Origin of the sequence: Pseudomethylobacillus aquaticus (genome assembly GCF_003730115.1) — a bacterium.
Classification (GTDB): Bacteria; Pseudomonadota; Gammaproteobacteria; order Burkholderiales; family Methylophilaceae; genus Pseudomethylobacillus; species Pseudomethylobacillus aquaticus.
In genome coordinates, this window is record NZ_RJVP01000003.1 from 32,984 (window position 1) to 58,802 (window position 25,819).

21 protein-coding genes are annotated in these 25,819 nt (G+C 52.7%); 11 read left to right on the top strand and 10 right to left on the bottom strand.

The window, feature by feature from the left end:
• The first annotated feature begins 2 nt into the window (after positions 1 to 2).
• The 6 genes from fliM to fliR are packed head-to-tail and all read left to right on the top strand — an operon-like array spanning position 3 to position 3,885.
• Positions 3 to 1,007 carry a flagellar motor switch protein FliM gene (fliM, locus tag ED236_RS06570; protein WP_123237183.1) on the top strand — a complete coding sequence of 335 codons (1,005 nt, stop codon included), beginning with the start codon at positions 3 to 5 and terminating at the stop codon, positions 1,005 to 1,007.
• Positions 997 to 1,446 carry a flagellar motor switch protein FliN gene (fliN, locus tag ED236_RS06575; RefSeq protein WP_123237184.1) on the top strand — a complete coding sequence of 150 codons (450 nt, stop codon included), beginning with the start codon at positions 997 to 999 and terminating at the stop codon, positions 1,444 to 1,446. Before fliM ends, fliN begins: the two co-directional genes overlap by 11 nt.
• Positions 1,447 to 1,468: 22 nt before the next feature.
• The gene (gene fliO, locus ED236_RS06580) at positions 1,469 to 1,987 is read left to right on the top strand and encodes a flagellar biosynthetic protein FliO (RefSeq protein ID WP_123237427.1); all 519 of its coding nucleotides are present in this window, start codon (positions 1,469 to 1,471) and stop codon (positions 1,985 to 1,987) included.
• 16 nt (positions 1,988 to 2,003) lie between these two features.
• Positions 2,004 to 2,789, top strand: a complete 786-nt coding sequence (fliP, locus tag ED236_RS06585) for a flagellar type III secretion system pore protein FliP (protein ID WP_123237428.1) — start codon at positions 2,004 to 2,006, stop codon at positions 2,787 to 2,789.
• 9 nt (positions 2,790 to 2,798) lie between these two features.
• Positions 2,799 to 3,068, top strand: coding sequence for a flagellar biosynthesis protein FliQ (gene fliQ / locus ED236_RS06590; RefSeq protein ID WP_123237185.1), 270 nt, complete (start codon positions 2,799 to 2,801; stop codon positions 3,066 to 3,068).
• A gap of 37 nt (positions 3,069 to 3,105) precedes the next feature.
• Positions 3,106 to 3,885, top strand: coding sequence for a flagellar biosynthetic protein FliR (fliR, locus tag ED236_RS06595; protein ID WP_123237186.1), 780 nt, complete (start codon positions 3,106 to 3,108; stop codon positions 3,883 to 3,885).
• Positions 3,886 to 4,104: 219 nt separating this feature from the next.
• On the opposite strand, the gene ED236_RS06600 is transcribed toward fliR, so the two are convergent.
• Positions 4,105 to 10,326 (bottom strand): DEAD/DEAH box helicase, encoded by a 6,222-nt coding sequence (locus tag ED236_RS06600; RefSeq protein WP_123237187.1) that lies wholly within the window; start codon positions 10,324 to 10,326, stop codon positions 4,105 to 4,107.
• A gap of 14 nt (positions 10,327 to 10,340) precedes the next feature.
• Positions 10,341 to 13,775 carry an STY4851/ECs_5259 family protein gene (locus ED236_RS06605; RefSeq protein ID WP_123237188.1) on the bottom strand — a complete coding sequence of 1,145 codons (3,435 nt, stop codon included), beginning with the start codon at positions 13,773 to 13,775 and terminating at the stop codon, positions 10,341 to 10,343.
• 344 nt (positions 13,776 to 14,119) lie between these two features.
• On the opposite strand from ED236_RS06605, the gene ED236_RS06610 reads away from it, so the two are divergent.
• The 5 genes from ED236_RS06610 (at position 14,120) to ED236_RS06630 (ending at position 17,083) form a co-directional block, all read left to right on the top strand.
• Positions 14,120 to 14,383, top strand: coding sequence for a BrnT family toxin (locus ED236_RS06610; RefSeq protein ID WP_123237189.1), 264 nt, complete (start codon positions 14,120 to 14,122; stop codon positions 14,381 to 14,383).
• The gene (gene brnA, locus ED236_RS06615) at positions 14,373 to 14,624 is read left to right on the top strand and encodes a type II toxin-antitoxin system BrnA family antitoxin (protein ID WP_123237190.1); all 252 of its coding nucleotides are present in this window, start codon (positions 14,373 to 14,375) and stop codon (positions 14,622 to 14,624) included. The genes ED236_RS06610 and brnA overlap by 11 nt, the downstream gene beginning before the upstream one ends.
• A 258-nt stretch (positions 14,625 to 14,882) precedes the next feature.
• Positions 14,883 to 15,224, top strand: a complete 342-nt coding sequence (locus ED236_RS06620; protein WP_123237191.1) for a helix-turn-helix domain-containing protein — start codon at positions 14,883 to 14,885, stop codon at positions 15,222 to 15,224.
• Positions 15,208 to 16,479 carry a type II toxin-antitoxin system HipA family toxin gene (locus ED236_RS06625; RefSeq protein ID WP_240032059.1) on the top strand — a complete coding sequence of 424 codons (1,272 nt, stop codon included), beginning with the start codon at positions 15,208 to 15,210 and terminating at the stop codon, positions 16,477 to 16,479. The genes ED236_RS06620 and ED236_RS06625 overlap by 17 nt, the downstream gene beginning before the upstream one ends.
• A 31-nt stretch (positions 16,480 to 16,510) precedes the next feature.
• The gene (locus tag ED236_RS06630) at positions 16,511 to 17,083 is read left to right on the top strand and encodes a DNA-3-methyladenine glycosylase I (RefSeq protein WP_123237192.1); all 573 of its coding nucleotides are present in this window, start codon (positions 16,511 to 16,513) and stop codon (positions 17,081 to 17,083) included.
• A 255-nt stretch (positions 17,084 to 17,338) separates the two neighbouring features.
• Here ED236_RS06630 and flgL read toward each other — a convergent pair whose 3' ends face one another.
• The 8 genes from flgL to flgE all read right to left on the bottom strand — a co-directional run bounded on the left by flgL (position 17,339) and on the right by flgE (position 25,786).
• A complete protein-coding gene (gene flgL / locus ED236_RS06635) occupies positions 17,339 to 18,253 on the bottom strand; it encodes a flagellar hook-associated protein FlgL (protein ID WP_123237193.1) in 915 nt (304 codons plus the stop codon).
• Between the two features lie 26 nt (positions 18,254 to 18,279).
• Positions 18,280 to 19,917 (bottom strand): flagellar hook-associated protein FlgK, encoded by a 1,638-nt coding sequence (gene flgK / locus ED236_RS06640; RefSeq protein ID WP_123237194.1) that lies wholly within the window; start codon positions 19,915 to 19,917, stop codon positions 18,280 to 18,282.
• A gap of 57 nt (positions 19,918 to 19,974) precedes the next feature.
• Positions 19,975 to 20,961, bottom strand: coding sequence for a flagellar assembly peptidoglycan hydrolase FlgJ (gene flgJ / locus ED236_RS06645; RefSeq protein WP_123237195.1), 987 nt, complete (start codon positions 20,959 to 20,961; stop codon positions 19,975 to 19,977).
• A 12-nt stretch (positions 20,962 to 20,973) separates the two neighbouring features.
• Positions 20,974 to 22,074 (bottom strand): flagellar basal body P-ring protein FlgI, encoded by a 1,101-nt coding sequence (locus tag ED236_RS06650; protein WP_123237196.1) that lies wholly within the window; start codon positions 22,072 to 22,074, stop codon positions 20,974 to 20,976.
• A gap of 3 nt (positions 22,075 to 22,077) precedes the next feature.
• Positions 22,078 to 22,755 carry a flagellar basal body L-ring protein FlgH gene (locus ED236_RS06655; RefSeq protein ID WP_123237197.1) on the bottom strand — a complete coding sequence of 226 codons (678 nt, stop codon included), beginning with the start codon at positions 22,753 to 22,755 and terminating at the stop codon, positions 22,078 to 22,080.
• Between the two features lie 13 nt (positions 22,756 to 22,768).
• Positions 22,769 to 23,551, bottom strand: a complete 783-nt coding sequence (gene flgG, locus ED236_RS06660) for a flagellar basal-body rod protein FlgG (RefSeq protein WP_123237198.1) — start codon at positions 23,549 to 23,551, stop codon at positions 22,769 to 22,771.
• A gap of 105 nt (positions 23,552 to 23,656) precedes the next feature.
• Positions 23,657 to 24,391, bottom strand: coding sequence for a flagellar basal-body rod protein FlgF (flgF, locus tag ED236_RS06665; RefSeq protein WP_123237199.1), 735 nt, complete (start codon positions 24,389 to 24,391; stop codon positions 23,657 to 23,659).
• A gap of 159 nt (positions 24,392 to 24,550) precedes the next feature.
• On the bottom strand, positions 24,551 to 25,786 hold the full coding sequence (gene flgE / locus ED236_RS06670; protein ID WP_123237200.1) for a flagellar hook protein FlgE: 1,236 nt from the start codon (positions 25,784 to 25,786) through the stop codon (positions 24,551 to 24,553).
• Positions 25,787 to 25,819 lie beyond the last annotated feature (33 nt).

Genomic DNA, 25,819 nt, shown 5'->3' on the forward strand with positions numbered 1-25,819 from the left:
CCATGGCCGATACCTTTTTATCGCAGGAAGAAGTCGATGCGCTGCTGCGCGGCGTCAACAATGACGGCGACGATGCGGTCGAGGAGATCGACCGTACCGGCGTGCGCGATTACAACCTGGCCACCCAGGAACGCATCGTGCGGGGCCGCATGCCCACGCTGGAGATCATCAACGAGCGCTTCGCGCGCCTGCTGCGCATCAGCCTGTTCAACTTTCTGCGTCGCAACGCGGAAGTGTCGGTAGGCCCGGTACGCATCTCCAAATACAGTGATTTCATCCGTAATCTGGTGGTGCCCACCAACCTCAACCTGGTGCAGGTGAAGCCGCTGCGCGGCACTGCACTCATGGTGTTCGACCCTGGCCTGGTGTTTATGGTGGTGGACAACCTGTTCGGCGGCGATGGGCGTTTCCATACCCGTGTGGAAGGCCGCGATTTCACCCAGACCGAGCAGCGCATCATCCAGCGCATGCTGGACATCGTGTTCGAGACCTATGCCAAATCCTGGGAGCCGGTGTACACGCTGGAATTCGAGTACATCCGCTCCGAGATGAACACCCAGTTCGCCAATATCGCCACTCCCAACGAAGTGGTGGTGGCGGTGACTTTCAGTATCGAGATCGGCTCCTCCACGGGCGACATCCATTTCTGCATGCCGTATTCCATGATAGAGCCCATTCGCGATCAACTCACCTCCACGCTGCAAGGCGAGATCCTCGGGGTGGACAAGCGCTGGGTGCGCCTGATGACCCAACAGATCCAGAGCGCCGAAGTGGAACTGATCGCCGACCTGGGCAAGATCAACATGCGGCTGGGCGACATCCTCAACATGCAGGTCGGTGACGTGATCCCGATGGCCGTGCCCGAGGAAGTGGAAGCCCGCGTGGACGGCATCCCGGTGATGCAATGCCGCTACGGCGTGTTCAACGGACAGTACGCCATGCGCGTCGAAAAGCTGTTGCGCGCCAATTCAACCGAATACATCAAAGGAGAAAGCCATGGCGACTAATGCCAATGCACTGGATGGCAACATCACCCAGACCATCGCCGAAGACGACTGGGAGGCCGCCATTGCCGAGCAGAAAGCCTCGGCCAGTGCCGCCAACCCGGTGCTCACCGGTCAGAACGAACGCAATCAGGTGTTCACGGAATTTTCAGCGCAGGGCAAGAATACGGGCAGCACGCAGAATGACATCGACTTCATCCTGGATATCCCGGTGCAACTCACCGTGGAGCTGGGCCGCAGCAAGATCGCCATCAAGAACCTGCTGCAACTGGCGCAAGGCTCGGTGATCGAGCTGGACGGCATGGCGGGCGAACCCATGGACGTGCTGGTCAACGGTTGCCTGATCGCGCAGGGCGAAGTGGTGGTGGTGAACGACAAGTTCGGCATACGCCTCACTGACGTGATCACGCCTGCGGAACGCATCCGCAAGCTGAACAAGTAAGCGCACCAGAAAGCAGATGACCATGCGTGTTTCCTCATCGCTGCACCTGAACGCCAGCCTGGGCTTAGCCAGCCTGCTGTGCCTGCCCGGCCTCGCCCATGCCGAGGCGCCTGTTTCCGGCACCGGCAGCCTGCTGCAAGTGGTGCTGGGCTTGTCGGTGGTGCTACTGGTGATGATGGCGCTAGCCTGGCTGGCCAAGCGCTATCAGCTGAGCAACCCGCATGGCGGCAGTGTGGCGCGCGTGGTCGGCGGGGTCAGCGTAGGCACACGTGAACGCGTGGTGGTGATCGAGGTGGGTGAGCGCTGGCTGGTGGTGGGCGTGGCCGCTGGCCAGGTCAGCAGCATCGCCAACCTGGCTGCAGGCGAGTTGACGGGCAGCAGCGCTGTGGCGGCTACTCCGCTGCAAGGCAGCTTTGCAGCGCGTTTCAAACAGGCGCTAGGCAAGGTCATCGTCGGCGACCAGAACAAGCCGAGCCAAGACAAACCGCTCCAGGGCAAGTCAATTCAAGACAAACCCACCCAAAGCAAACCGGATGCCTGAGCAGATGACGCGCCTGATGCATACCCTGCAAACCACCTTAAGGCATGCGCTATCCAGGACAGGCTGGCTGCTGCCTCTGCTGGTGCCCGCGCTACTGCTGCTGCCTTCCAGCAGTGTTGCCGAAACTGCCGGGCTCACCGTGCTATCGGCACAACCCGCCGCCGGTGGCGGCCAGAATTACACCCTCAGCCTGCAGACCCTGCTGCTGCTCACGTCACTGAGCTTCCTGCCCGCCGCCCTGCTGATGATGACCAGCTTCACACGCATCATCATCGTGCTGTCGCTGCTGCGTCAGGCACTGGGTGTGCAATCCGCACCGCCTAACCAGGTACTGGTGGGGCTGGCCCTGTTCCTGACCCTGTTCGTGATGGGGCCGGTGATCGACCGCATCTATGCCGAGGCCTACCAGCCGCTGCAGGAGAACCGCATCACCATGCAGGAAGCCATGGAAAAAGGGGCCGCGCCACTCAAGCAGTTCATGATGAAACAGACCCGCGAGAATGATCTGGCCATGTTTCTGAAGATGTCGCGCAGCCCGGCTGTGAATGGCCCGGACGACGTGCCGCTGCGCGTGCTGATCCCCGCCTTCATCACCAGCGAACTCAAGACCGCGTTCCAGATCGGCTTTGCCATCTTCATCCCCTTCCTCATCATCGACATGGTAGTGGCCAGTGTGCTGATGGCCATGGGCATGATGATGGTGTCGCCCGCCATCGTGGCACTGCCGTTCAAGCTCATGCTGTTCGTGCTGGTGGATGGCTGGACCCTGCTGCTGGGCTCGCTGGCACAAAGTTTCTATTAAGGGAGGCGTATGAGTCCGGAAAGTGTCATGGTGATGGGCCGCCAGGCCATGGAGATCACGCTGTGGGTGGCCGCCCCCATGCTGGGCGTGGCGCTGTTCATCGGCCTGCTGGTCAGCATCTTCCAGGCCGCCACGCAGATCAACGAAACCACCTTGTCCTTCATCCCCAAACTGCTGGGCGTGTTCCTGGCGCTGGTCATCGCCGGGCCGTGGATGCTGACAATGATGCTGGACTACATGCGTCAGGTACTTACCGGCATCCCCGGCATGGCCGCCTAGGCCCGGCTCAGCACTAGCCGCCTCAACACTAGCCGCCATGATCACCATTAGCCAGGAACTGCTGCTGGGCTGGGTCAATGGCCTGCTGTTACCACTGACGCGCATCCTTGGCCTGATCGCCATCGCCCCCATCTTCGGGCACCGCTCCGTGCCCCGCCGCGTCAAGCTCGGCTTGGCGCTGGCGCTCACGCTCATCGTGGCGCCCACCCTGCCCTCGCAAGCCACTTTCGACCCGCTCACCCTGCCCGGCGCACTGATACTGGCGCAGCAACTGCTGATCGGCGTGGCCATGGGCTTCAGCATGCGTATCGTGTTCGCGGGGGTGGAAATGGCCGGCCAGGTCATCGGCATGACCATGGGCCTGGGCTTCGCCATCTTCTTCAACCCGATGACGCAGGGTCAATCCAGCCCCATCGGCCAGTTCTACATGGTGATCGCCATGCTGCTGTTCCTATCCATGAACGGCCATTTGCAACTGCTGGCCACACTGATCCAGAGCTTCGACAGCCTGCCCATCAGCCTCGCAGGCAGCAACAAACTCGACTTCTTCGCCATCGCCAGGTGGGGCGAGATCATCTTCCGCGCCGCGCTGCAGATCTCCCTGCCCGTGGTCGCCGCGCTGCTGGTCACCAACATCGCGCTGGGCATCCTCACCCGCACTGCACCGCAACTCAACCTGTTCGGCATCGGCTTCCCCATCACCATCTTCGTCGGCCTGCTCATGGTCGCACTCGCCTTCGCCAGCATGGAAGCGCCGCTCAGTCACTATATCGAGACGGGGCTTGGTCAGTCGCAGCGTATCGCCAACCCCGGTTAAGGTGCTGAATAACGACTGAACTTCCTGCGATCTAACAAGTACGAATCACGCAAGTAACTTTCAGCAAACAATCCATCCAGTAGAATTGCCAGCAGCTCATAAAAACCCAATTTGGGAATCTTAATACCCAAATTGGGAATGTTAGTTGCTCGGTTCCATGCCAAGTCACAAAGGACCAGCAGACTTAAACAAAACCACCTCCTCGAAACTCCGGACGATTCACTTTCGGAGTGTGATAAATAACTCTGTTGGGATACTTTCTCCCACAATCATAATATCTTTGAGCTCAAGAACAGCCTTTGCCTGATTTACTTCTTCAGCACTAAAATCAAACTGGTTAGATGTGCTGTATCTGTTTAGTTTATTATTCACACGCCAGTAAGAAACGCCTTTATCTAGTTTTATTGCCAAAGTTGTGTTGTTTTTAAAGTGAACAACCAGTGAACGACTATGCTGTTGGGTTGCTTTAACAGTAGCGTCTATGCCAACTTCCTTGAACACATTAATCAGCACTTGATTTCGCTCTTGCGAATTTAGCCAATCTGAATAAATCATGCCCTGTGGCCCCTTATATTCAGAGTAGCTTCGCTTTTCCACGGTATGCACAACAAAATTAACTGATTTCCAATGATCAAACCCAACGCACTGTCTCAGTCCAACTACTATCTCTTTCAGCAATCCGATTGAAATTGGGGTGAAAATGTATTTATCGCTATATTCGACAGAGACTACTTCATCTGATTCTAATAACCTCTTTAACTCGCTATGTTCTTGTGACAGGTATTCCCAGAATCTTGAGCCAAAGCCAAGGAGTTTGCCGTCGAGTTCGTCTTTTACCAGAACCTCTTTATCTCCTTGCACAACCACAGGCAATTGAATTTCAGTATTGTTAACGGTGCGAGGGTTTTGTAAATGAGTGGCTTTAGATTTACCTCGAACGATAGGGGTACATTTGCCCCACATTTCATTGGCATTCATGAATGCGACATCTGATATCGCCCATGCCCAATATTCACCATTTTGAAATACGACTTCTGCAATCACATGGCCATTTTGGGCTTTAGGCATTTCTTTAACAGCAAGTGCATTTATTTGTTCATGGTCAACAAGGCTTCTCAAGGTGATGAGGTCATCTTGCGGGTAGCTTTTTAACGCACTTTCTTTGAGTATGAGATTTACTTCTTTTTTGCTAACAATTGCCAAGTCATAAGCCAGTTTTCTAAAATCAGCCATCGCAAAATCAGCATGATCTGTTGACTCACCCAAACACATATTGATTTTAGTCACAGTCGGGCGCTTGCCAGCTGAAAAGATGGATTCAGAAAGTGTTTTAACTTCCACCTCTGACGAGTCACCAAAGTAGCTAATTTCTTTGGGGATGACCAGGCTATTGAGCCAATCACGAGTTAAAAATTGCTGTGCACTTCTGCGGTTTAATTTGTCAAACTCATGTCTATGTTCAAAATCAAGAAGACACGATGGACAAGCGCTATCACATCCACGAGAACAATCAAGTTGCTCAAATGTTTTCTCAAAAAGTGGATTGATTAAGTAGTCAATGTTGGAAGTGTAGCCAGCATTATTTTCATCATAAATAAAAATAGACTGAACATAATTACCATCTTCGGTTTTTATCTCCTGAACTGATGCCCCAAGTTCTGATGCTTGAATACCTAATTCTTCAGCCAGTGCGTTGCGCATAGCAACTGAGACGGTGTTGGCAACCGTTGAGTCATTAAGCCATTTACCGTTGAGATCTTTTAATTGAATTTCAAAAATATCTGTAAAAGTTTCAAAGCCAAAGCTAATAGATTTCTTTATCATCCATGACTGATCACTGGCAGAGCACCGGCGTTCGTCTTTCTTTGCAATCAAACGATTATGTCCTTTTTTGGGGCTAAGTGTTTTGGGATACTCTCTGTCTTTTGTCATGGGTTCAGCACGACCGCATCCTAAGCATAGTGCATAACCAGTGCCATTTTCGCCTTTGGATTGATAAAATATTTTCCCAGTGTCACTCGAACGATATCTTCCTAAATTAGGGTTTTTGAGCGGTGACCACTCACCATGAATAGATAGCGTTGGACTTTCAGGTTTAATGAATTTTTGTTTAGTAATGTCATTAGTGACTGGTTCGTAAAAATCAACTGCGAAACCCGCTGGTTCAATATATTCTGAGAATTTTTTCTCTAAATCAGCTTGGCAATTAGAGCACTTACTTGGTAGCGCACCTGTAACAGCTGAAGCGCCACATTTTTGGCATTTCCAAAAAAATTTAATGAGTTGAAGTTCATTTTTGGCTTGTAACTCGCTTGCAGGCACATGCCAATTTAATGTGATTCCTGCAGACTTATAAACGGCACCATCCATGACAATGTCTGAACCAGGAGCGTATTCTCTCAGTGCCGTAACTATATCTCTAGTGGGTAACTCTGCACGAAAGCGACGGTTATCTTCTCTCTGTTTTGATTCACTATCATATTTTGGTTTATGTTTAAGATTGTTAAATGTCACTAGAGAGGTAGGAAACCCATAGCCAGGTAAAAAGCCATAGTTAGCTAAATCACTAAGTAAATATTCCCCTTTGTGGCGCTCTTTACGATATTCCAATGCATTTGCAGCAGGATCGTTTTGATTAGCCTGCAGTCTTTCTTGCTCCGCAATCAGTGCAGACCATTCTTCATGCCATATCCCCCTAACCTTATTCATCATTCCAGCAGAGTTGGCCATAAAAGTCTCATATGATTGATGCTCATATGGCGAGTTCTTAACCAGTTGCTCTATCGCCTTTTTATAACTTTCGTTATGTTTGCTGTATTTGTTAAGGTTATTTACAAAGCTTTTCCAAGGGCCTTCTTCACCAATAAAGAAATCGCCACTCGTCAATTTTAGTGCACTATCAGTACTGCCATTTAAGAACATGCCAAGCAAATAAGAATTAATGTGCCTTTGAATAATTACATCACTCGAAAGGGAGACTTTAGGCGTCGGAAACTTACTGCCGAATGCCCAGCTAGTGTTTTCAAAAACGTGCTGGTCATGCGGATTGGCTTTGCAAAGTGTCACTGCCGCTGACTTGGTTTCAGAACGTCTACCAGCTCGTCCAGCACGTTGTAAATAGTTAGCGGGGTGGGGTGGTACATTATTCATTGCTACAAGCTGAATGCCGCCAATATCAATCCCCATTTCCATCGTCGTAGAGCAAGATAGAATATTGAGTTTTCCTGATTTAAAGTCTTTTTCGTAATTCTCTAAGGTTTTAGATTTTTGCTGTGCAGAATGCTCGGCTGTTTTGTAAAAAGGCGCATTTTCCAACACTTGATCAGCATAGGTTGACCATATCGCTTGTTGTCTTAGTTCTTGAATTTTTTCTGAGTTCAAAATCCAATTGCGTGCTTCAGTCATAAAGCCTAGTGATGACACATCAAAATCTCTAGGAAAAATCGGTGCATCAATCTTTTCGCATTTCACACGCTCCCTATTTCTAATCGGGGTGTACGGGCTAAATCCATTTAGCGTAACATCAAGAAACCGTCTTGAATATGGGCATATCCAAAGTTGTTTGGGGGCAGTGAAAGAAATGGATTCTAGTTTTAGATTGTATCCACTTGCGCTGTTTTGCAATAAATCCACTTTAATTAAATCATTCCACGCTCTTTTTAATATCTCATCAAGTATGTCCTCACCATACTCTGTCTTTGCATCTAAATTGGTCACAATAGACAAGAGTGATACTAGGACACTTTTGGAGTTTGATTTTTTTACCGATGGCCATCGCCTTTGATTTTTTGCTTTATCCCTATCCGCTGGAATTAGCCAATTATTTGGTAATTTAATTGATAGCCAATTTCGCCAGTCTTTACCATGCAGGTCTAGAGAGCTTCCAGCCCGCACAAAAAAATCCATACAAATTTTTAAAAAGTCACGCCAGTCATCAATTTTTAAACCAAACTCACTCCACCTTTCAGGTGCTGAATCAATTTTTTGTAATTGTGGGTAGATCAATGAAATTAAACCTAATGTTTCTAAGTTATTGCTTTTTTTAGGTCTGCGCGCCAGCTCCCTAAATATAAGCATTTCAGCGACTTTGTCTGCACCATCGGCGGTACCAAAAGTATTTGATTCATAGTTCTTATATATTTGATGAACCCTATCAAAATCTTGACCTTGGTTACAGATGCTTCTTTTTAAATCAGAAAAGGTAATCCCTGTTGGCACAGCAGATTTGCTCAAGGCTTGTTGTAATTTTTCTTCAATATCTCTCTTAATGTCCTCGGAAGTATTAGCAAACTTACTGTACAGGTCCCTTAAACTTGCTACTTCAGCACTCTCTGGCACTTCACTTGATAGTTTATTAATTTGATGGAATACCCAGCTTCTTACTTTTGCTCTTTCAGCGTCTTGTTGTAACTTTGTCGCAATCCTCGCTGTCCCTTGACGGCTATCATTAAAAGTCAACAAACGACGACCGTTGTATGGCTTGTTGATTGGGTCATCTTGTCCGTCAGGCGCATACTCAAGCAAAGTAGGCAAAATGCCACTAAGCAAGTATGGTGTGCCTACGCGACCGTTTTTAATTTTGCTTCGTTTGCCGTTAAGAATCGCAGAACATGATGGACATTCAAGCACGTCTGATGATTGCGTGATTTGAATGGTTAAAGCATCAGGATGATTGGACTCGCAAAATTTTCTTGTTTTTTTATTTATGGATTCAGAAGCTATGACAGCGTCTTGAAAAGGTCGGTTGGTAATCAGTAACCTAGCTTGTTTTCCTGCATGACTCTCATCAGCATCTTCTTCCTCGTCACCCTCACGCTCTAGCTCAAATTCATCAACGGTTTTTTTATCATCAAAGGGAGTAAGTTCAATGCTGTTTTCTTGCGCATTAAGGTAAACCTCACCACAGTCATCGCAAAAAATCAGTTCGTATACTGGTGCGCCACAAAGGCAGTGGTTTCTCGGAGATAAATATACTTCACCATAAGGCCAGTCTTTATGAACTAACTTAGGGCTATCTTGATGTTTTTCTGAGCAATTTTGATCTGCGCAGCCCCATAACCCGGTCATGGTTTGATGGTAAATGTGTGCCCGAAGCGGCAAATACGCTAACCCTTTGGCGTCTTTTGCGCTTGCAAGCAGGTCTAACCATTGCAAAGCTTGGGTTTGTTCTCCAAGTGTGTATTGTTCCTTTTTGCCGAATAGCCGAATGCAAACATGTCCAATATCTAAAGTTTGGGTGGGTGACGAGCTGCCTATTTTTTCAGTAGGTGCAAATAACTTTCGGATTTTATAAGCGAGTGAATGCTTCAATAATTCATCATAAAGCGCTTCATGTCCTTCACAAGACTGAAGTGCGTTTAGCGATTTTGGCTGATTATTTTGTGGCTCTGCAATGGCAGGTACTTCCCGCACACCATAACGTAACTCAACTTGGCTGATATCAATCCCACCAACATCTGCCAAGAACCGACGAAGTGACTGACCGGCCTCCCCTTCAGGGTCACCAATGGTTGCAGAGGTTGCAATAAAACGCACTTCACTGGGCTCAACGTCAAAAGCATGAATTACACGCCTAATCAGTAAAGAAAGCTCTGCCGCCTGCGAGCCCACATAAGAGTGAGCCTCATCAAGCACAATCCATTTTAATTTGCCTTTAGACTTTTCAATGATGGGTCTGTCGTCATTGCGCACCAACATGTATTCCAACATGGTCGCGTTAGTGACCAAGATTGGCGGGGGAGAGGCTCGTAAGGTTTTTCTGTCAGCTACTTCACAAAGATTCTTGCTGCCACCACGCTCAGGTTGCTCTGGTGTGTTTCCATTAAAAAGACAAAACCTAACATTGCGTTCAAAGTGGCCTGTCCAGGCTAAGAGGCGATCTTTTTGGCTATTGATAAGGGCGTTTAGTGGATACAAAAGCAGTGCTTGCACACCAACTAATGGCTTTCTTTGTTGTTCATGCTCTCTTACTAGACAATCAAGAATAGGAATCATGAAGCATTCTGTTTTCCCAGAGCCAGTACCGCTAGTGACTACCAAAGATTTTGGTTTGCTATCGCTGAGGACTTGCCATGATTCGAGCTGGTGTTGATAAGGTTTAATGTCTTTAAAAAAACGATAGTCCTCGATCTTTGACTTAGTTCTTTTAGCTTCTTGTAGCTTCTCTTCGGTAATATATGGCTTATCTAAAGCATCCACCAATTTTTTTGACAGTAAGCTATTGCTTAATTCTCCCATGGTTTGTTGGCATGGTCGCCAGCCAAAAACAGGCTCAAATGTCGGGCTGGCAATAAAACTGCCCTCAGCGCCATATGGGCGATTAAACAGTTCAAACAGATGCTGCCTTAAAGGCAAATTGCTCACATTGAGCCAACTCATCACACCAGAGGTGGTGCGCTGAGAGAGGTCGTTGATTAAGCCCGTGAAATATTGGGTCTGCATGAATATCCTAATTTTTATAACTGCACATAGCCAAGGGTTATGCCCCTCGCAATGGTTTTGTCAAAAGCTGAATCAAACCAGTCTTTATCAAAATTTTTAAGCTTTTTCAAATCAATAAAAGCACTTTCATCTACCAACCATTGGGGTAACTCTTGGGTCAGCGTGTTAATTGCAACTACAAATGGAAAATTAATAACAGGGTCTTTAAAAGCAAAGTCTTGTAGGCACATCAAGTGTTGATGTTCAGATTGCTTATAAGCCCTAATTTCATTAAAAAAATCACTAGGCCAACTGGCTGTTTTAGTACGTAACAGATTTTGTAAGTCGGAGTTTTCACCTTCAAAAATCTGAGATTTGAATACATCAGCAAAGATTTGGGGATGATTTATAGCCTTTTGCATCTCCTGATTTACAGCCAACTGATTTTTATGCTTAATTACCTCAAACACCATATTCAAAGCTGGATATTCATTAAGCAAGATACTCAGCTTGTTTTGAAGCAAATACTCGAAATATTGTTGAGCCGACTTTTCTTCTTGATAACGTTGGAATATCTGTTTCTTTAGATAAAAGGCAGCATCCAACCAAGCCTCTAAACTGACTAGCTCCCACATAAAAGGCAACTCAGCTGCAAAGCGCAAAATAAACTGCGTTGTAAACTTAGACTCCCTTAACGCTAAAGCCGCCATGGCACGCTTATTTTTTGCAAACAACCGCCACAAATGCAAACTAGTTAAATTTAAATGGCCAAGGCGTTCTGCCAAGTACTCAACATGCTGCCAAGCTGAATCATCAAAGTCTGATGTCAGCTCTTCAAGAACAAGGTTTATCGCTGCTTCGCGTTGTTTATCATGCGCAATATTCAATGCAAACTTTAGACTCCCAACGTCTTCTTCAACCTCTTTTGTGTCATTTCTCAAAGGTAAAATCATTGCTCTAAACTGAATAGAGGAATTGCTTGAGGGGTGAATCATCCATGTGCCATCAGCATACTTGTGAGTAGGAAACCCCCATATACCACTATAAACACCCCCATTGATAGATTGTTCAAGCGTCACAATGTCATCGGACTCATCAATGCGTGTAGCTACAACTTCGCAACGCTCAACCACCTCATTGGTAAAGTTAGCTAACTGAGATTGCTTAATCATAAAATAAGGCTCAGCCACCTTATGCTCAAACTCAATTTCGTACTTGTTGACAAACAATACAAAATCGCTGGCACCAGTCACCTTCAATCTAAACTCCACTTTTGTATCAAGCTGATCTACTGCATATAACAAATCAGCAATCTGCTCTTTATAATCAATCAGCCTAATTTCAACTCTAGAGCTATCTTTTTCGCGTTTAAGTCTGATGGTTGTTGGCTCAATATTAATGCCACCTGTGTCTTTTAAATTGAGCTCAATTTCAACATGGTTTCCTTGACTCAATAATGAAACCACACGCACCCCATAAAGTTGACGCAGGCTTAGCGTTTTTCGTTTTTCAATTCGGTGACTATCGCCGTCAAACGCCATTACCCCACTCGATGGAAAAGGTAACTGAATGATTGCAGCTTTCGGGTTGTGTGCCCAATAAATCTCCAGCTTGATAAGTTCTTGCGGCGTGGATGAGCCTGTATAGCTGCACTCAATCGTTACGGAATCGCCATTGATAAGTGGCTTGATACTAACTTTGTCATCCAAGCATTTCACGTTGGAAATTTGCCATTTGTTAAGCAATAACTTCCCGTGGCTTGCGTCACTGCCTGGCAGAATTTGATAGCTTGCGTCTGATGGTAATACCGCTAATTTTGCACCCCAAACATGGCTGCTTTGCTCTTTCACGCTTAAATTGAGCGGCCCATAAACCCCTAATTCAGGATTAAGTGGTTTGTTGTCTAAGTTTTTACAAAATACACTGGCGGTTGATTTTTTATGTAACGACGTGGCGCTAACATATTTAACGACCTGAGGGAAACCACAGAAGGCAATGGCAGGTTTTTGAAAAACATGCCATATGCGATTACCCATCAGCGCAAAATCTTCTTCATCCGCATCCCCACAACTAGGCTTAATCTCATATTGCTCATCCTCATCACTTAAACAAGCGACTGGCACATCAATGACATAACATTTCTTCTCACGGTCACGCGACCAAGCAATTGGCTCAAACGAACTCATTTCACTCAAAGCTTGTAAATGAAATCGCGCAGGCACCACAACATAAAGGCTAGGCGATCTAAACTTACCACCACCTATTTTTAAAAACTTACCTTCATCACCCTCACTATCGGCATCAAACACCCAAGGAGTGTCATCATCCAGTTCAAAGCCGTTGGCTAAGGTAATATTTTTGCGCACATTGTCAGCGTTTTTAAGTATGGCAACATGCTCCTCATGCGCGTGTTTAAAAAGTGGTGTTGTCTCAAGATTAAAACGATAGTTAAGTTGGCCTGCTAATCTACCAAGTGTGATTTCATGTTTTTCAGCTTGATTGCTCACCTGAAGCAGCATGACCCTCGTGATAAATCCTTCAGCAATATCAAACGCTTTGATTACTGACTCTTGATCAATATTGTTCTTGGGAAAATCAATTCGCGCCTCGACATTAAAAATACCATCAAGGGTGTGTAAGTAGCGTTGTAGCGTCAAACTAAAAGCGAGTTTGTCAGCTTTAATTTTGACACCTTCTTGGATAAACCTTTCCAACACACCACGTGCATTTTCGTCGTCCATAGGCAATGGAAAACTATCACGCCAGTTAGATTTGTGTTGATCCAGTTTCTCAAGCGGGTTTAATGCGCCGCTAAGGTTGGCATCATTTTTAAAGTGCACAAAGGTGATAATAATTTCTGCTAACAAGCTAAAAATTAAAGGCTGTCGGTAAGATTTAGGAAGCTCACCGCGATGACTTTCAATAATGCTTAAAATGCTTTTCTCATCAGGAAAGCCAAGATTGACTGTGTCTTTAAGGACGCGATTTAAAAGGCGATTTAAATTACCACGGCCACTGGCAATAAGATTCAAAGGCAAACCACCTTGACTAGCAATATTTCCAATGAACTTTAAATTTCCAATATCTGCATTTAAAGCTAAGTTCCATTCACGGAACCCACTTTCAATCATCTCCGAGCGTGTAACACTGTTTAATTCAGAGTAATCAATTCCAATCGATGTAAAAATCGGGTCCCATGACATACCTGTGCCATCATATTTGCGCTGCCACCAATTGGCGGCGTACAAGACAAATAGAGGAGAAAAATATGATGACTTCTTGCAGATTTCGTCAATTTGGTAATGACTCAAATAAATCTCTAAATTTGAGGCCAAGCAATGTTGCAAGCTCATGAACTCTTCGGCTGTCATCTTGTAGGAATAGAGTGGTGCACCATTAAGAAGACCTTCATTGAGACCTTGTCGATTATTCTTTGCTAAGAAAGCATTTCTCCATTCGTCAAATCTCATTTTTCTCCCCAAATCATCTAGAGCACTCGGTAGTAGTGCTTAATTTTCTCTGCCGTCAGCTTTTTGTGAGTTTTTAAAAAGCCTTCAAAATTACCAAAAGCATACTGTAACCCGCCCCATTTTTAGCAGCTGTCAGGAGTAGAGTATGTTAAAAAGAGCTGCCTTCTGTTCCAGGGTAATGTCGGCTAGAACCATATTGGATCGTTCGTGATTGTAGTTGCGCATCCAGTCATTAGCATAGTGCTGCACCTCTTCTATTTGATTGGCTTTCTCAAGCACTAAACCAGTTATTCAAATGATCCTGCTGCTTGAGTTTTTGTCAAGAAAGGTATAATTTTTATACTATGGCAACGTTTGAATTTGACGAACAAAAAAGTCAAAGCAATCATCAAAAACATGGCATCAATTTTATTGACGCTCAAGGATTGTGGGATGACCCGAGCTTGCTCGAAATTCCTGCAAAAACAGAAGATGAACCACGCTACCTAGTGATTGGGATGATTTTTGGCAAGCACTGGTCTGCCGTGATCACTTATCGAGGTAGCAATGTGCGGCTTATTTCCGTACGCCGCTCACGCATTGAGGAGGTACAACTTTATGAAGGCTAAAGATTTTGATACGCAGTTCGATGAAGCTGTCGATATCACCAGTGCACTGGACTTAAGCAAAGCAAGCCGTGTGCAGCAAACCCAGAAGCGCGTGAATGTGGACTTTCCCACCTGGATGATTGAATCACTGGACCGGGAAGCCAGCAAACTTGGCGTCACCAGACAGTCCATCATTAAAGTCTGGCTGGCCGAACGCTTGGAAAAAGCGGCGTCAAGTCATCCAACAAGCGAGCCCCGATAGGGCCATTCTGTGATGGCCAAACCGATTTTTGGTAGCGACCAGAAAGATATTTAACGAGTCGTCTATATATCAGGTTTGCTGTCAGGTTTGATTGTTTTCGGCGCGATGTTTTCTTATTGGATACCTCGCTAACCGCTCACCGATTTGTTTCTCAAACAACAAGCGGACACCTCATTAGCACCCCCGCTTAAATACCGCTTGCTTGGCAGTTAAAAATCAATAGAATGTATTTTATTAAACTTAATAGTTATTCTATTGATGCCTAGACAGGAACCCGACATCGTCAACACCAACCAGGAAGTGCGCAGTGCGCTGGACGCACTGGGCGCCCGCTTGCGTGCGCATCGCATTCAACAGGGCTGGACGGTGGACAATATGGCTAGCCGTCTTTTTTGTTCCGCCACCACGTATCGCGCACTTGAAGCGGGCAAACCCGGCACCAGCATCGGCATGCTGGCCAACGCGCTATGGATGCTGGGGCAGCTCGATAGTCTGGACAGCGTTGCACCGCCCATCGCGGCGTTTCAGTCCGTACGCCGGGTAAGGCGCAAGGCACAGCAGGCGCCCGGCCAGATTGGCGATGATGAACGTGACTTCTGAGCGCACCATCTACCTCGGCCTGGCTGACCAGTCGAGTGAGCCAACCAGGCCAGTCGGCATACTCAAGCTGGTGCGGCGCGGTGTGATCGAATCCGGCGAGTTCGCTTACGGCACGCGCTACTTGCAGGCAGAGGATGCCGTGGCGCTGAACCCGGAATATTTGCCGCTGCAGGAGGGTATTTTCAAGCTGAGTGAGCGGCGTCTGCGTGATGGCGGCGCGCTGCCGCTGACCTTGCGCGATGCCTTGCCCGACAACTGGGGAAGAGCAGTGCTGGAGGCCAGACAAGGTGGCCCGGTGGACGATATCGATGCCTTGCTGATGACCAACCGCCACCGCATCGGCGCCATGGTGTTCAACGAAACACTGCCCTTGCCTAGCCCTTTGGCCACCGAAGCCACACACGATGCAGACGCGCACGATGACGCCATACCCCTGACGGCGCTGCACGAGGCGGTGATGCGCATTGAACGGCACCTTGAGATCACGTCCGAGATGCGCCGCCTGTTGCAGCGTGGCGGAACGCTGGGCGGCGCACGTCCCAAGATGAATTTCATTCACGACAACAGGCGCTGGATCGCCAAATTCCCGTCCGCCAGCGACGACCATGATGTTGAAGTACTCGAAGCAGCCACTCTGGAACTGGCTGCGCAATGCGGCATCGAGGTGCCGGCAAGGCAACTGGTCGCCATTCCGAACGGTCACGCGCTACTGGTGCAGCGCTTCGACCGGCTTGGTCCACTGGGGCAGGAACGCTGCTTGCATTACCTTTCGGCAGCGGCACTGCTGGATGCCCCTTACGAAAGCAGCCTGGGCAGTTATGTGGAACTGGCGCAGTTGATACGTCGCATCTCGGCGCAGCCCAGACACGACTTGGTGCAATTATTCCGGCGACTGGTGCTCAATCTGATCGTCGATAACACAGACGATCATGTAAAAAATCATGGCATGCTCTACGCAGGCAATGGTCAATATCGCTTGTCGCCCGCTTTTGATATGGTGATGCAACTAAACAACCTGGGCTATCAGCAACTGGCCATCACGCCGGGCGTGATGCAATCCAGCCTGTCACTGGCACGGGATGCCGCGGTGCAGTTCGGTCTGGATAAAACAAGCACCGAAGGCATCATCACCCACACCAGACAGCAAGCCGAAAACAGTCTGGCGACTATCGTGCGCTCGCTAGGCGGCAATGAAGTGTTGATCGCACGTGTACGCACCTGCCTGGAACGGCAATGGCGCATCATCAACGCGTGATACACCGCAATATCAGGCATAAGGAAACAACATGCACACGTCCGACTCACTCCACCGCTGCGCCTGGGCCGGCAGCAATGCGCTGATGCGCCATTACCACGACACCGAATGGGGGGTGCCGCAGCACGACAGCCGCATGTTGTGGGAGATGTTGATGCTGGAGGGGTTTCAGGCCGGTTTGTCCTGGCTGACGGTGCTGCGCAAACGCGAGGCGTTCCGGCTGGCGTTCGCCAACTTCGAGCCTGCCCTGGTGGCGGCGTTAGGTGAGGCCGATGTGCTGCGCCTGATGGCAGACCCCGGCATCATCCGCGCACGCGCCAAGATCGAGGCCACCATACGTGGTGCGCAGATCTACTGCCAGATGGCCGAGCGCGGCGAGGCGTTCAATGATTTCTGCTGGGCGTTCACCGAAGGCCAGGTACTGCCTGGTGATGGGCAGTCGGTGCCGGTACAGACGCCGCTTTCGGAGCACATCTCGAAACAGCTGAAGAAACGCGGTTTCAAGTTCGTGGGGCCTACCATCGTCTACGCCTGGATGCAGGCGATCGGCATGGTGAACGACCACAGCGCGGCTTGCTTCCGGCGCGACACGCACCGGGTTTAAAGCGCGGCGCTGTAGTGCCTGCGGCATGGGGATTAGGAGCGATGGGCCATTAACGGCTTGGGTGGGGGGAAAGCCGATAACGACCCACCGTCCTAAAGTTGACTGTTAAATCTTGTTAGTAAATCTTGGTGCTGAATCTCACTGCTGAACCTTAACCCTGCACTTGAGCGCTCAAGTTAGGTGCTCAAGTTAAGTGATAGCACACCCGTCTGCAAGGCCCGCTTTCATAGCTGACGACAGCTTAGCTGGCCTGCATTACAGCAAGTCGAACAGCGACAGGCTGGTGGTTTGTACAAACGATTTCTGTGCCGCTTCCAGGATGGTCTGTTGCTGGCTCAGATCGGATAGCGCTTTGGCATAATCCAGATCCTGCAAGTCAGACAGCGATTCGGCGTACTGCAGCTCGCGGCTCTTGCCCGCCTCGTCCAGTTGTTCCAGCTCGTTCAAATAGGTGCCCACCTGGGCGCGCTTGGTGAGCACCTGATCCAGCGTGGTGCCCAGCTCGCCGGTCAGCGTGGCCAGGCCCGCGTTCAATGCGTCCTTGTCGGCTTGGGTCGTGATCGGCGTCTCCAGCAGGCTGGCCAGGTCGTTCAGGGTGGCGAACACATTGCGCGTGCCCACCTGGAACAGGCTGCCGCCGTTCTCGGACACCGGCATCGTGCGTGCCGAAGCGACCTGCACCAGTTGCTGCCCGTTATCGCCCTGATAGGTGGCGCCACCCGGGCTGGCAACGAAGGCAGGGGTGGCGCTCTGATACCCGGAGAACAGGTAATTGCCAGCCCCATCGCGGCTGTTGGCGAGGCCGATCAGCTGGTCCAGCGCACCACGCAGCTCGGTGGCGAGGTAACCGCGTTGCTGGTTATCCAGCGTGGGGTTGGCCGCGCCGACCAGGTTGGATTTGGTGGCCACCAGCAGGTCGGTGATGCTGCCCAGCGTGCTTTCCACCTGACTCATCTGTGTGGTGGCGTGTTGGCGGTTGTCGGCATATTGCGCGTTGAGGCTCTGTGCCTGCTTGATCTCCAGCGCACGCGCAGCGGCGACCGGGTCGTCCGAGGGCGTCAGGAGGCGTTTGTTGCTGGCGATCTGCTGCTGCAGGCGCGCCTGCTGTGATTGCAGCTCGCTGATGCGACTGATGCCAGCCTGATAGAGGGTGTTGGTGCTGATGCGCATGGCGGCTCCTGATTAGCGTCCTGAACTTAACGACCTAGCGCGAGCAGAATGTCGAACATCTGATCCGCGATCTGCATGAACTTGCCCGCCGCCTGATACGCCTGCTGATAACGCAGCAGATTGGTGGCCTCTTCGTCCAGGTTCACCCCCGATTCCGATTGTTGCGCGGCGACACTGTAGGCCAGCACGCGCTCTTCTGCGGCGCCGGTGATGCTGAGCTCGCGGGTCTTGTTACCCACCATGCTGATCAGCTGGTTATACGCGCCCTGATAGGTGGTGGTGCCGCTGTTCAAGGTGTTGCTGGTCTGCAAGCCAGCCAGCAACAGCAGATTGCGGTTATCCGCACTGCCACTGGGGGCCGGGCCACCTGCGGCGATCTGGCTGATGTCATCCAGCGTGACCTTGATGGTGCTGGCCACGTTGTACGTGGGCTTGATCACAAATTCGTCACCGGCCGCCAGGCTGCCGGATGCCAGGGCGATGCGGATGCCATCCACCGTCTGCGGCAGGCTGTCGTACGCTTGCACCTGGCCATCATTCAGGCGGGTGAGCTTGTACTGACTGCCATCGTATTGCAGCCGGTAGTCGCTGGCGGTGACCGCCCCGCTCTGCACCACATTCACGCTCAGTTCAGCGCTGCCGGTATTGCGGCCACTGGCACTCACCAGCGGCGCGGCCACACTGAAAAAATCCGTTCCGGCTGCACCAGTGCTGTCCAGCCCCTGCTTGTGCTGGGTGTTGAAGGTATCGGCCAGCACCAGGGCGATACGCCCCAGCTGGTTCTGCATGGCATCCAGCGACTCGGTGCGGAATTCCAGCAAGCCGCCCAGGCTACCGCCTGCCAGCGTGCCGGGCGCCAACAGACTGGTGCTGCTCTTGCCCTGATAAGCGATCTCGAGACGGGTAGGGTCGGTGGGGGACGCCATGGTTTGCAGGCCATAGGATTGCGTGCCCACCACCAGCGGCAGGCCGTTGCCGATGAACAGGTTGTACTCGCCGTTACCCTGATTGACCACCGAGGTCTTGACCAGCTTGCTGAGTTCGCTAACCAGCAGGTCTCGCTGATCCATCAAGTCATTGGGTGGGTAACCCTCTGCGCCGATGGCCTTGGAGATCACGTCATTGAGCCCGGCGATCTGCTTGGCATAGCTGTTCACTTCGGTGACATGGCCCTGCAGCTGCACGTTGATGCCGCTGCGTATCTCTTCCATGCGCTCACCCAGGTCCTGAAAGCGCCCCACGAAGGAATGCGCGGTGGACAACATGGCCTGACGGCTGGGAGCATCACCCGGGTTGGTAGATAAGGTCTGCAGGCTGCTGAAGAACTGCTGCATGGCCGATGAAAGCCCAGCGCTGTCGTCGGCCAGCAGGTTATCGAGTTGTTTGATCTGTGCCGAGTAGGCGTTGATGGCGGCGCTGCTCGACTGGCTGCTGGTCACCTGCCGCGACAGCAGCTCGTTGTAGACACGCGTGACTGCCGTGACCTGCGCGCCCTGCCCCACATAGCCATAGCCGAAGTTCTGCGATTGCGCAGCCGACTGCACCACCACCTGGCGCGAGTAGCCGGGCGTGGCCGCGTTGGCGATATTGTGGCCAGTGGTGCTGATACCCACTTGTGCCGCTGCCAGCGCGCTCTGGCCGATGTTAAGGATATTGGAAGCCATGATGCTTTCAGATCACCTGATATGTTTGAGCTGTTGACGGCATCAAAATCAAAAACTTTAAGCGCTCATGCTGCGACGGATCACTTGCGCCAGCTTGCTGGCGTAGTTGGGGTCGGTGGCATAACCGGAAGCCTGCATGGCCTGAGCATAGGCTTTGGCGTCACTCACATTGGCCATCACGCTCTGGTAGCGCGGGTTGCCGCTGATGAGCCTGGCAAAATCGGCGAACGCATCGGCATAGGAATCATAGGCGCGGAATTTCTCCACGCGGGTCTGTTTGACGCCGTTGATATATTCGGTGGTAGGCACCTCGGCCACCTTGCCCTGCCAGTTGCCCGTGGCCTTGATGCCGAACAGGTTGTGGCTGCTGGAGCCATCGGCCTGACGGATCTGATGACGACCCCAGCCACTTTCCAGTGCGGCTTGTCCCACCATGAAGGCGGCCGGGATGCCGGTGGCAGCGCTGGCGGCTTCCGCATGTTGCAACATGGTTTGGCGGAACTGCGTCACATGACGGGGGGCGTTACGGTTGGCAGCGCTGTCGACAGCCGGCATGGCCGTCATCGGCGCTTTGACCTCGGGCCGGTTCGACACCAGCAACTCCGGCACTGGTGCCAGCATGGCGCCGATCTGCTGATAACGACTGAGCGGTTTGCTGAGCTCAAGCTTGTTTATTTCGAGCTTGCTGGTTTGTGCACTGTTCAGGTCAGGCACGGCGGGGGCGCGTGCGCCCAGCTGGCGTGCCAGCACATCGGCCAGGCCCAGGCCACGCTTGGCCATGGATTGACTCAGCTGCTGGTCCAGCATGGAGGTGAAGGTGCGGGTCTGTTCATTATCCAGCATGCCATTCTGCGGACTGGCGTCGCGCATGCTTTTCAGCATCATGTTCACGAACATGGCCTCGAACTGCACCGCCGTGGCTTTGATGGCTTCAGGAGCGTTGCTGCGTGCGGAGCGCTTCAGCGCTTCCAGGCTGCCGGCATCGGCGGCGAGCTGCCCGGTGGCGGCCGGCAGTTTGTTGGTGTTTTGTGGGGAGTCGATCATGGCCGGTCTGCCTTAGATGATTTCCAGCTCGGCACGCAGCGAGCCAGCCGCCTTCATGGCTTGCAGGATGGCCAGCAGGTCCTGCGGGCTGGCACCGATGGCGTTGAGTGCCTTGAGCACATCGGCCAGCGAAGCGCCGCCTTCCAGCAGCATGACCTTACCCGGTTCTTTGTTGATCTCGATCTGCGAGATGGAGGTGGACACCGTGTCGCCACGTGAGAATGCGCCGGGCTGGCTGATCACTGGCGCGGTGTTGATCACCACCGACAAGTTGCCGTGCGAAACCGCGCAATCTTCCAGCGTGACGTTCTGGTTCATCACCACCGAACCGGTACGCGCATTGAGGATGACCTTGGCACTGGAAGCACCCGGTTGCACATTGAGGCTTTCCAGGCGGCCAAGGAAGGCGACACGCGCCCCGCTGTCGGCTGGCGCACGCACGCGGATCACGCGGCCGTCCTGCGCCGTGGCGGTGCCCGGACCGAACTGGCGGTTGATGCCTTCCACCACCAGGCCGGCGGTGCTGAAACTGGATTCGATCAACTCCAGGTTGATGGTATCGCTGTGTAACAGGGTGCTGGGCAGGGCGCGTTCCACCGTGGCGCCGCCCGAGACGCGGCCCACACTCAGGTGGTTGATCTGTGTGCTGCTGCCACTGGCCGCCGCGCCCACGCCGCCCACCAGCAGGTTACCCTGCGCCATGGCATACACCTGACCGTCGGCCCCCTTGAGTGGGGTCATGAGCAAGGTGCCACCGCGCAAGCTCTTGGCGTTACCCATGGACGAAACGGTGATATCGAGTTGCTGACCCGGCTGCGCAAAGGCGGGCAGGCTGCTGGTGACCATCACCGCCGCCACGTTCTTGAGCTGCAGATTGGTGCCTATGGGCAAGGTGATGCCCATGGACTGCATCATGTTGATGATGCTTTGTACCGTGAACGGGGTTTGCGTGGTCTGGTCGCCGGTGCCATCCAGGCCCACCACCAGGCCATACCCCAGCAACTGGTTGCTGCGCACACCTTGGATGGTGGCCAGGTCTTTCAAACGCTCGGCATGCAGCGGCAGGCTGGTGAGCAGCAATAAAAGCAAGGAAAGGCAGCGCATCATGGTCATGGCCTACAGCGGGATGAAACTCAAAAAGAAACGCGACAGGATGTTGGCGATCTGCGCGGCATCCACCTTGGCGCCGGAACGGTACTCCACACGGGCATCGGCCACGCGGTTGGACGGCACCACATTACCCAGTGCGATGGTGTCCGGGTTGACCACGCCAGAGAAGCGCACGAACTCGGTGCCCTTGTCGAAGGACACCTGTTTCTCGCCACTGACCAGCAGATTGCCGTTGCTGTAGACCTCGATGACGGTCACGCCGATGTTGCCAGTGAAGTTGTTGCTGGCATTGCTGGCCGCCTTGTCCTCGTAGCCGAGATCGGAGCTGGCCGACATGGTGGCACTGCCGATGGGGTTACCACGGAAGGCGGCGATGGCACCGCTCACCTCACCTGATTTATTGGCCGAGCTGGTCCCTGCCTTGTTGGCGCTGGTGTTCTCGCTGATGGTGATGGTGAGGATGTCCCCCACCAGACGTGCACGTCTGTCCTCGAACAGGGGACGATAGGCACCCGCTTTGTAGATGCTGCCGGAGGTGCCGGCCACCTGCTCGTTGGGCACCGGTTTGGCCGTCATGGGGGTTTTGACGATGCTGTCCGGCGTCACGGCACAGCCGCCCAGTAACGCCAGCATCAGGCTAGCGGTCAGGCTAGCTATCAGAATCGGATTAGCGTGCAGGCGCATCAAGGTCTCCAGGTTAGAGCTGGGTCAGACGCTGCAGCATCTGGTCCGAGGTGGTGATGGCTTTGCTGTTGATCTCGTAGGCGCGCTGGGTCTGGATCATGTTGACCAACTCTTCCACCACGTTGACGTTGGAGGTCTCCACATAGCCTTGCACCAGCAGACCGGCCCCGTTGGTGCCCGGCGTGTTGGTGTTGGGGGTGCCTGAAGCCGCAGTTTCGGTGTACAGGTTCTCGCCCCGGCCCAGCAGGCCGGCCGGGTTGATGAAGGTGGCCACTTGCAGCGTACCCACTTGCACCGCCTGAGCAGAATCCGGCTGCGTCACCGACACCACGCCGTCACGGCCTATGGTCAGGCTCTGCGCATTGGCCGGGATGGTGATGGCAGGTTGTACCGGGAAGCCGCTGGAGGTGACCAGTTGGCCGGTGCTGTCGGCATGGAACGCACCGTCACGCGTATACGCGGTGCTGCCATCCGGCATCAGCACCTGGAAGAAACCGGCGCCCTGGATGGCCACATCCTTGTCGTTGCCGGTCTGCTGCAGATTACCCTGGGTGAAGATGCGCTCTGTGGCCACCGGACGCACGCCAGTGCCGACCTGCAAACCGGTGGGCAGTTGCGACTGTTGCGAAGATTGTGCACCGGGCTGACGCACGGTCTGGTACAGCAAGTCTTCGAACACGGCACGCGTGCGTTTGAAGCCATTGGTACTGACGTTGGCCAGGTTGTTGGCGATGGTGTCCATCTGGGTTTGCTGCGCATCCAGACCGGTCTTCGATATCCACAATGAACGTATCATGCTGGTTTCCTTTTTGCCTGACGGCTGTCACCGCTTGCCCGTGACATGCATCGGTTTTTCATGGCCCGAGGCCAAGTTGATGAGCTCATACTAAAGCCTGTGTGCTCAAGTCAAACTGAGGAGCTGACCGGCTTTATTGGCGTTATTCTCGGCGTTCTGCAATAACTTCATCTGTGCCTCGAACTGCCGCGCCAGCGAGATCATGTTGACCATGGCCTCGATGACATTGACATTGCTGCCTTCCACCGCCCCGCTCACCACCGTGACCCTGGCATCCGACTCGGCGGCCTGACCGTTCCTGGTCTGGAACAAGCCGTCGGCACCGCGCAGCAGGCTGTCCTGCGGCGGATTCACCAGCTTGAGACGGCCGATCACGGCGGGGGGCGTGTTGTTGCTGGCGATGGCCGACACCGTACCGTCCTTGGCGATGCTGACCGTGGTGTTGGGGGGCACACTGATGGGGCCACCGTCACCCAGTACGTTGAGGCCGCTCTCGGTCTGCAACATGCCGTTCTCGTTGATACGCAGCGAACCGTTGCGGGTGTAAGCCTCGCTGCCATTACCGCGTGCCACCGCCAGCCAGCCCGCGCCGGGGATGGCCACATCCAGCTCGCGGCCGGTCTCGTGCAAGGGCCCAGGGGTGAAATCACTGCCCACCTCGCTATCCACCACAAAGGCACGCGTAGGCAGGCCTTCGCTCAGTACCGGCACCGCGCGGAACGCGTCGATCTGCGCGCGAAAGCCATTGGAGGACACGTTGGCAAGGTTATGCGCCGTGGTGGCCTGCTGCTCCAGGATGTTCTTGGCGCCTGTCATGGCGGTGTAGATCATGCGGTCCATGGAAATCTCCGATTCAGTCTAGTCAGGCAAAGCAAGGCAAGTTAAAACAAGCGACGCCTGCAAGCCTGACGTGAACGGGTGCGCGGGATGCAGCGACTGGCCCGTTCAGGCCAGCCATCACGCCGCGATGCCCCCGCCGCCTCATTCATGCCGTTCTAGTTAACGCAGGTTCACCAGGGTCTGTAGCACCTGGTCCTGGGTCTTGATGGTCTGCGCGTTGGCCTGATACACGCGCTGTGCGGTGATCATGTTCACCAGCTCGGCGGTCAGGTCCACGTTGGAATCCTCCACTGCGGAGGATTGCAGCACGCCCATGCTGCCAGTGTTGGGTGCGCCCACCAGCGCAGCGCCGCTGGTAGAGCTTTCTGCCCACACGTTATTGCCCAGACTGCGCAAACCGTTCGGGTTGACGAAGTTGGCCAGCGCCACTTGCGCGAGGTTGGCAGACTGACCGTTGCTGTAACGGCCGACGATCATGCCATCGGCTGCGATATCAAACCCGGCCAGACGCCCGGAACCATAGCCGTCCTGGGTCAGGCTGTTGACACTGAAATTGGCACCGAACTGGGTGCTGCCGGAAAGATCGACGGTCACGGCCAGCGGTGCTGCACCGGTAGCCACCGTGAAGTTGACGGTCGGAGTGGCCGGGTTGATGGTGGGTTGCACACCGGTGCCGGAGAAGCTCATGGTGGCGGTGGCGACAGGCGCGGCCGGTGGCGTGTAGGCGCTAGGCGTGCCGTCCACGGTGGTCATCACGCTCCATTCGCCGGGGGCGGTCTTCACAAAATAGTTCTGCAGCGTGTGGCTGTTGCCCAGGCTGTCGTAGACGGACACCGAGGTGGAATGGTGATAAGTGGTGGGATCTTCCGGGTCAAAACCGGCCAGTGTCATGGCGTCCTTGCGCGAATCCAGGTTGACCAGACCGGTCACCGCAGCGGAAGCGCGGGGTGCCAGATCCTGGGTGTTGATGTTGATGTCGGTCGCTACACCTGTCGCCACCTGGCCTGCTGGATTGGCCGTGTAGCCGGTGAGGCGCTGGCCTTCGGCATTGACGATGAAGCCTTCCTTGTCCAGCTGGAACTGGCCGTTACGGCTGTAGCTGATGTTGCCATCGTTGCTGAGGCGGAAGAAGCCGCCACCGTTGATGGCGAGGTCCAGCGAATTGTTGGTGGTGGTGATGTTGCCCTGGGTGAATTGCTGCTTCACCTGTGCGACCTGCACGCCGATGCCGGTCTGCGAGCTACCGCTGCCATTCAGCGAGCTGGCATATACATCAGCGAACTGGGTCTGGCCCTGCTTGAAACCCACCGTGTTGGCATTGGCGACGTTGTTACCGATGACTTCCAGATTCTTGCTGGCGGCGTTCAAACCGCTTAAGCCCTGTTGAAAACTCATGTCGTGCTCCTCGTGATAACCACCCGAAAAATG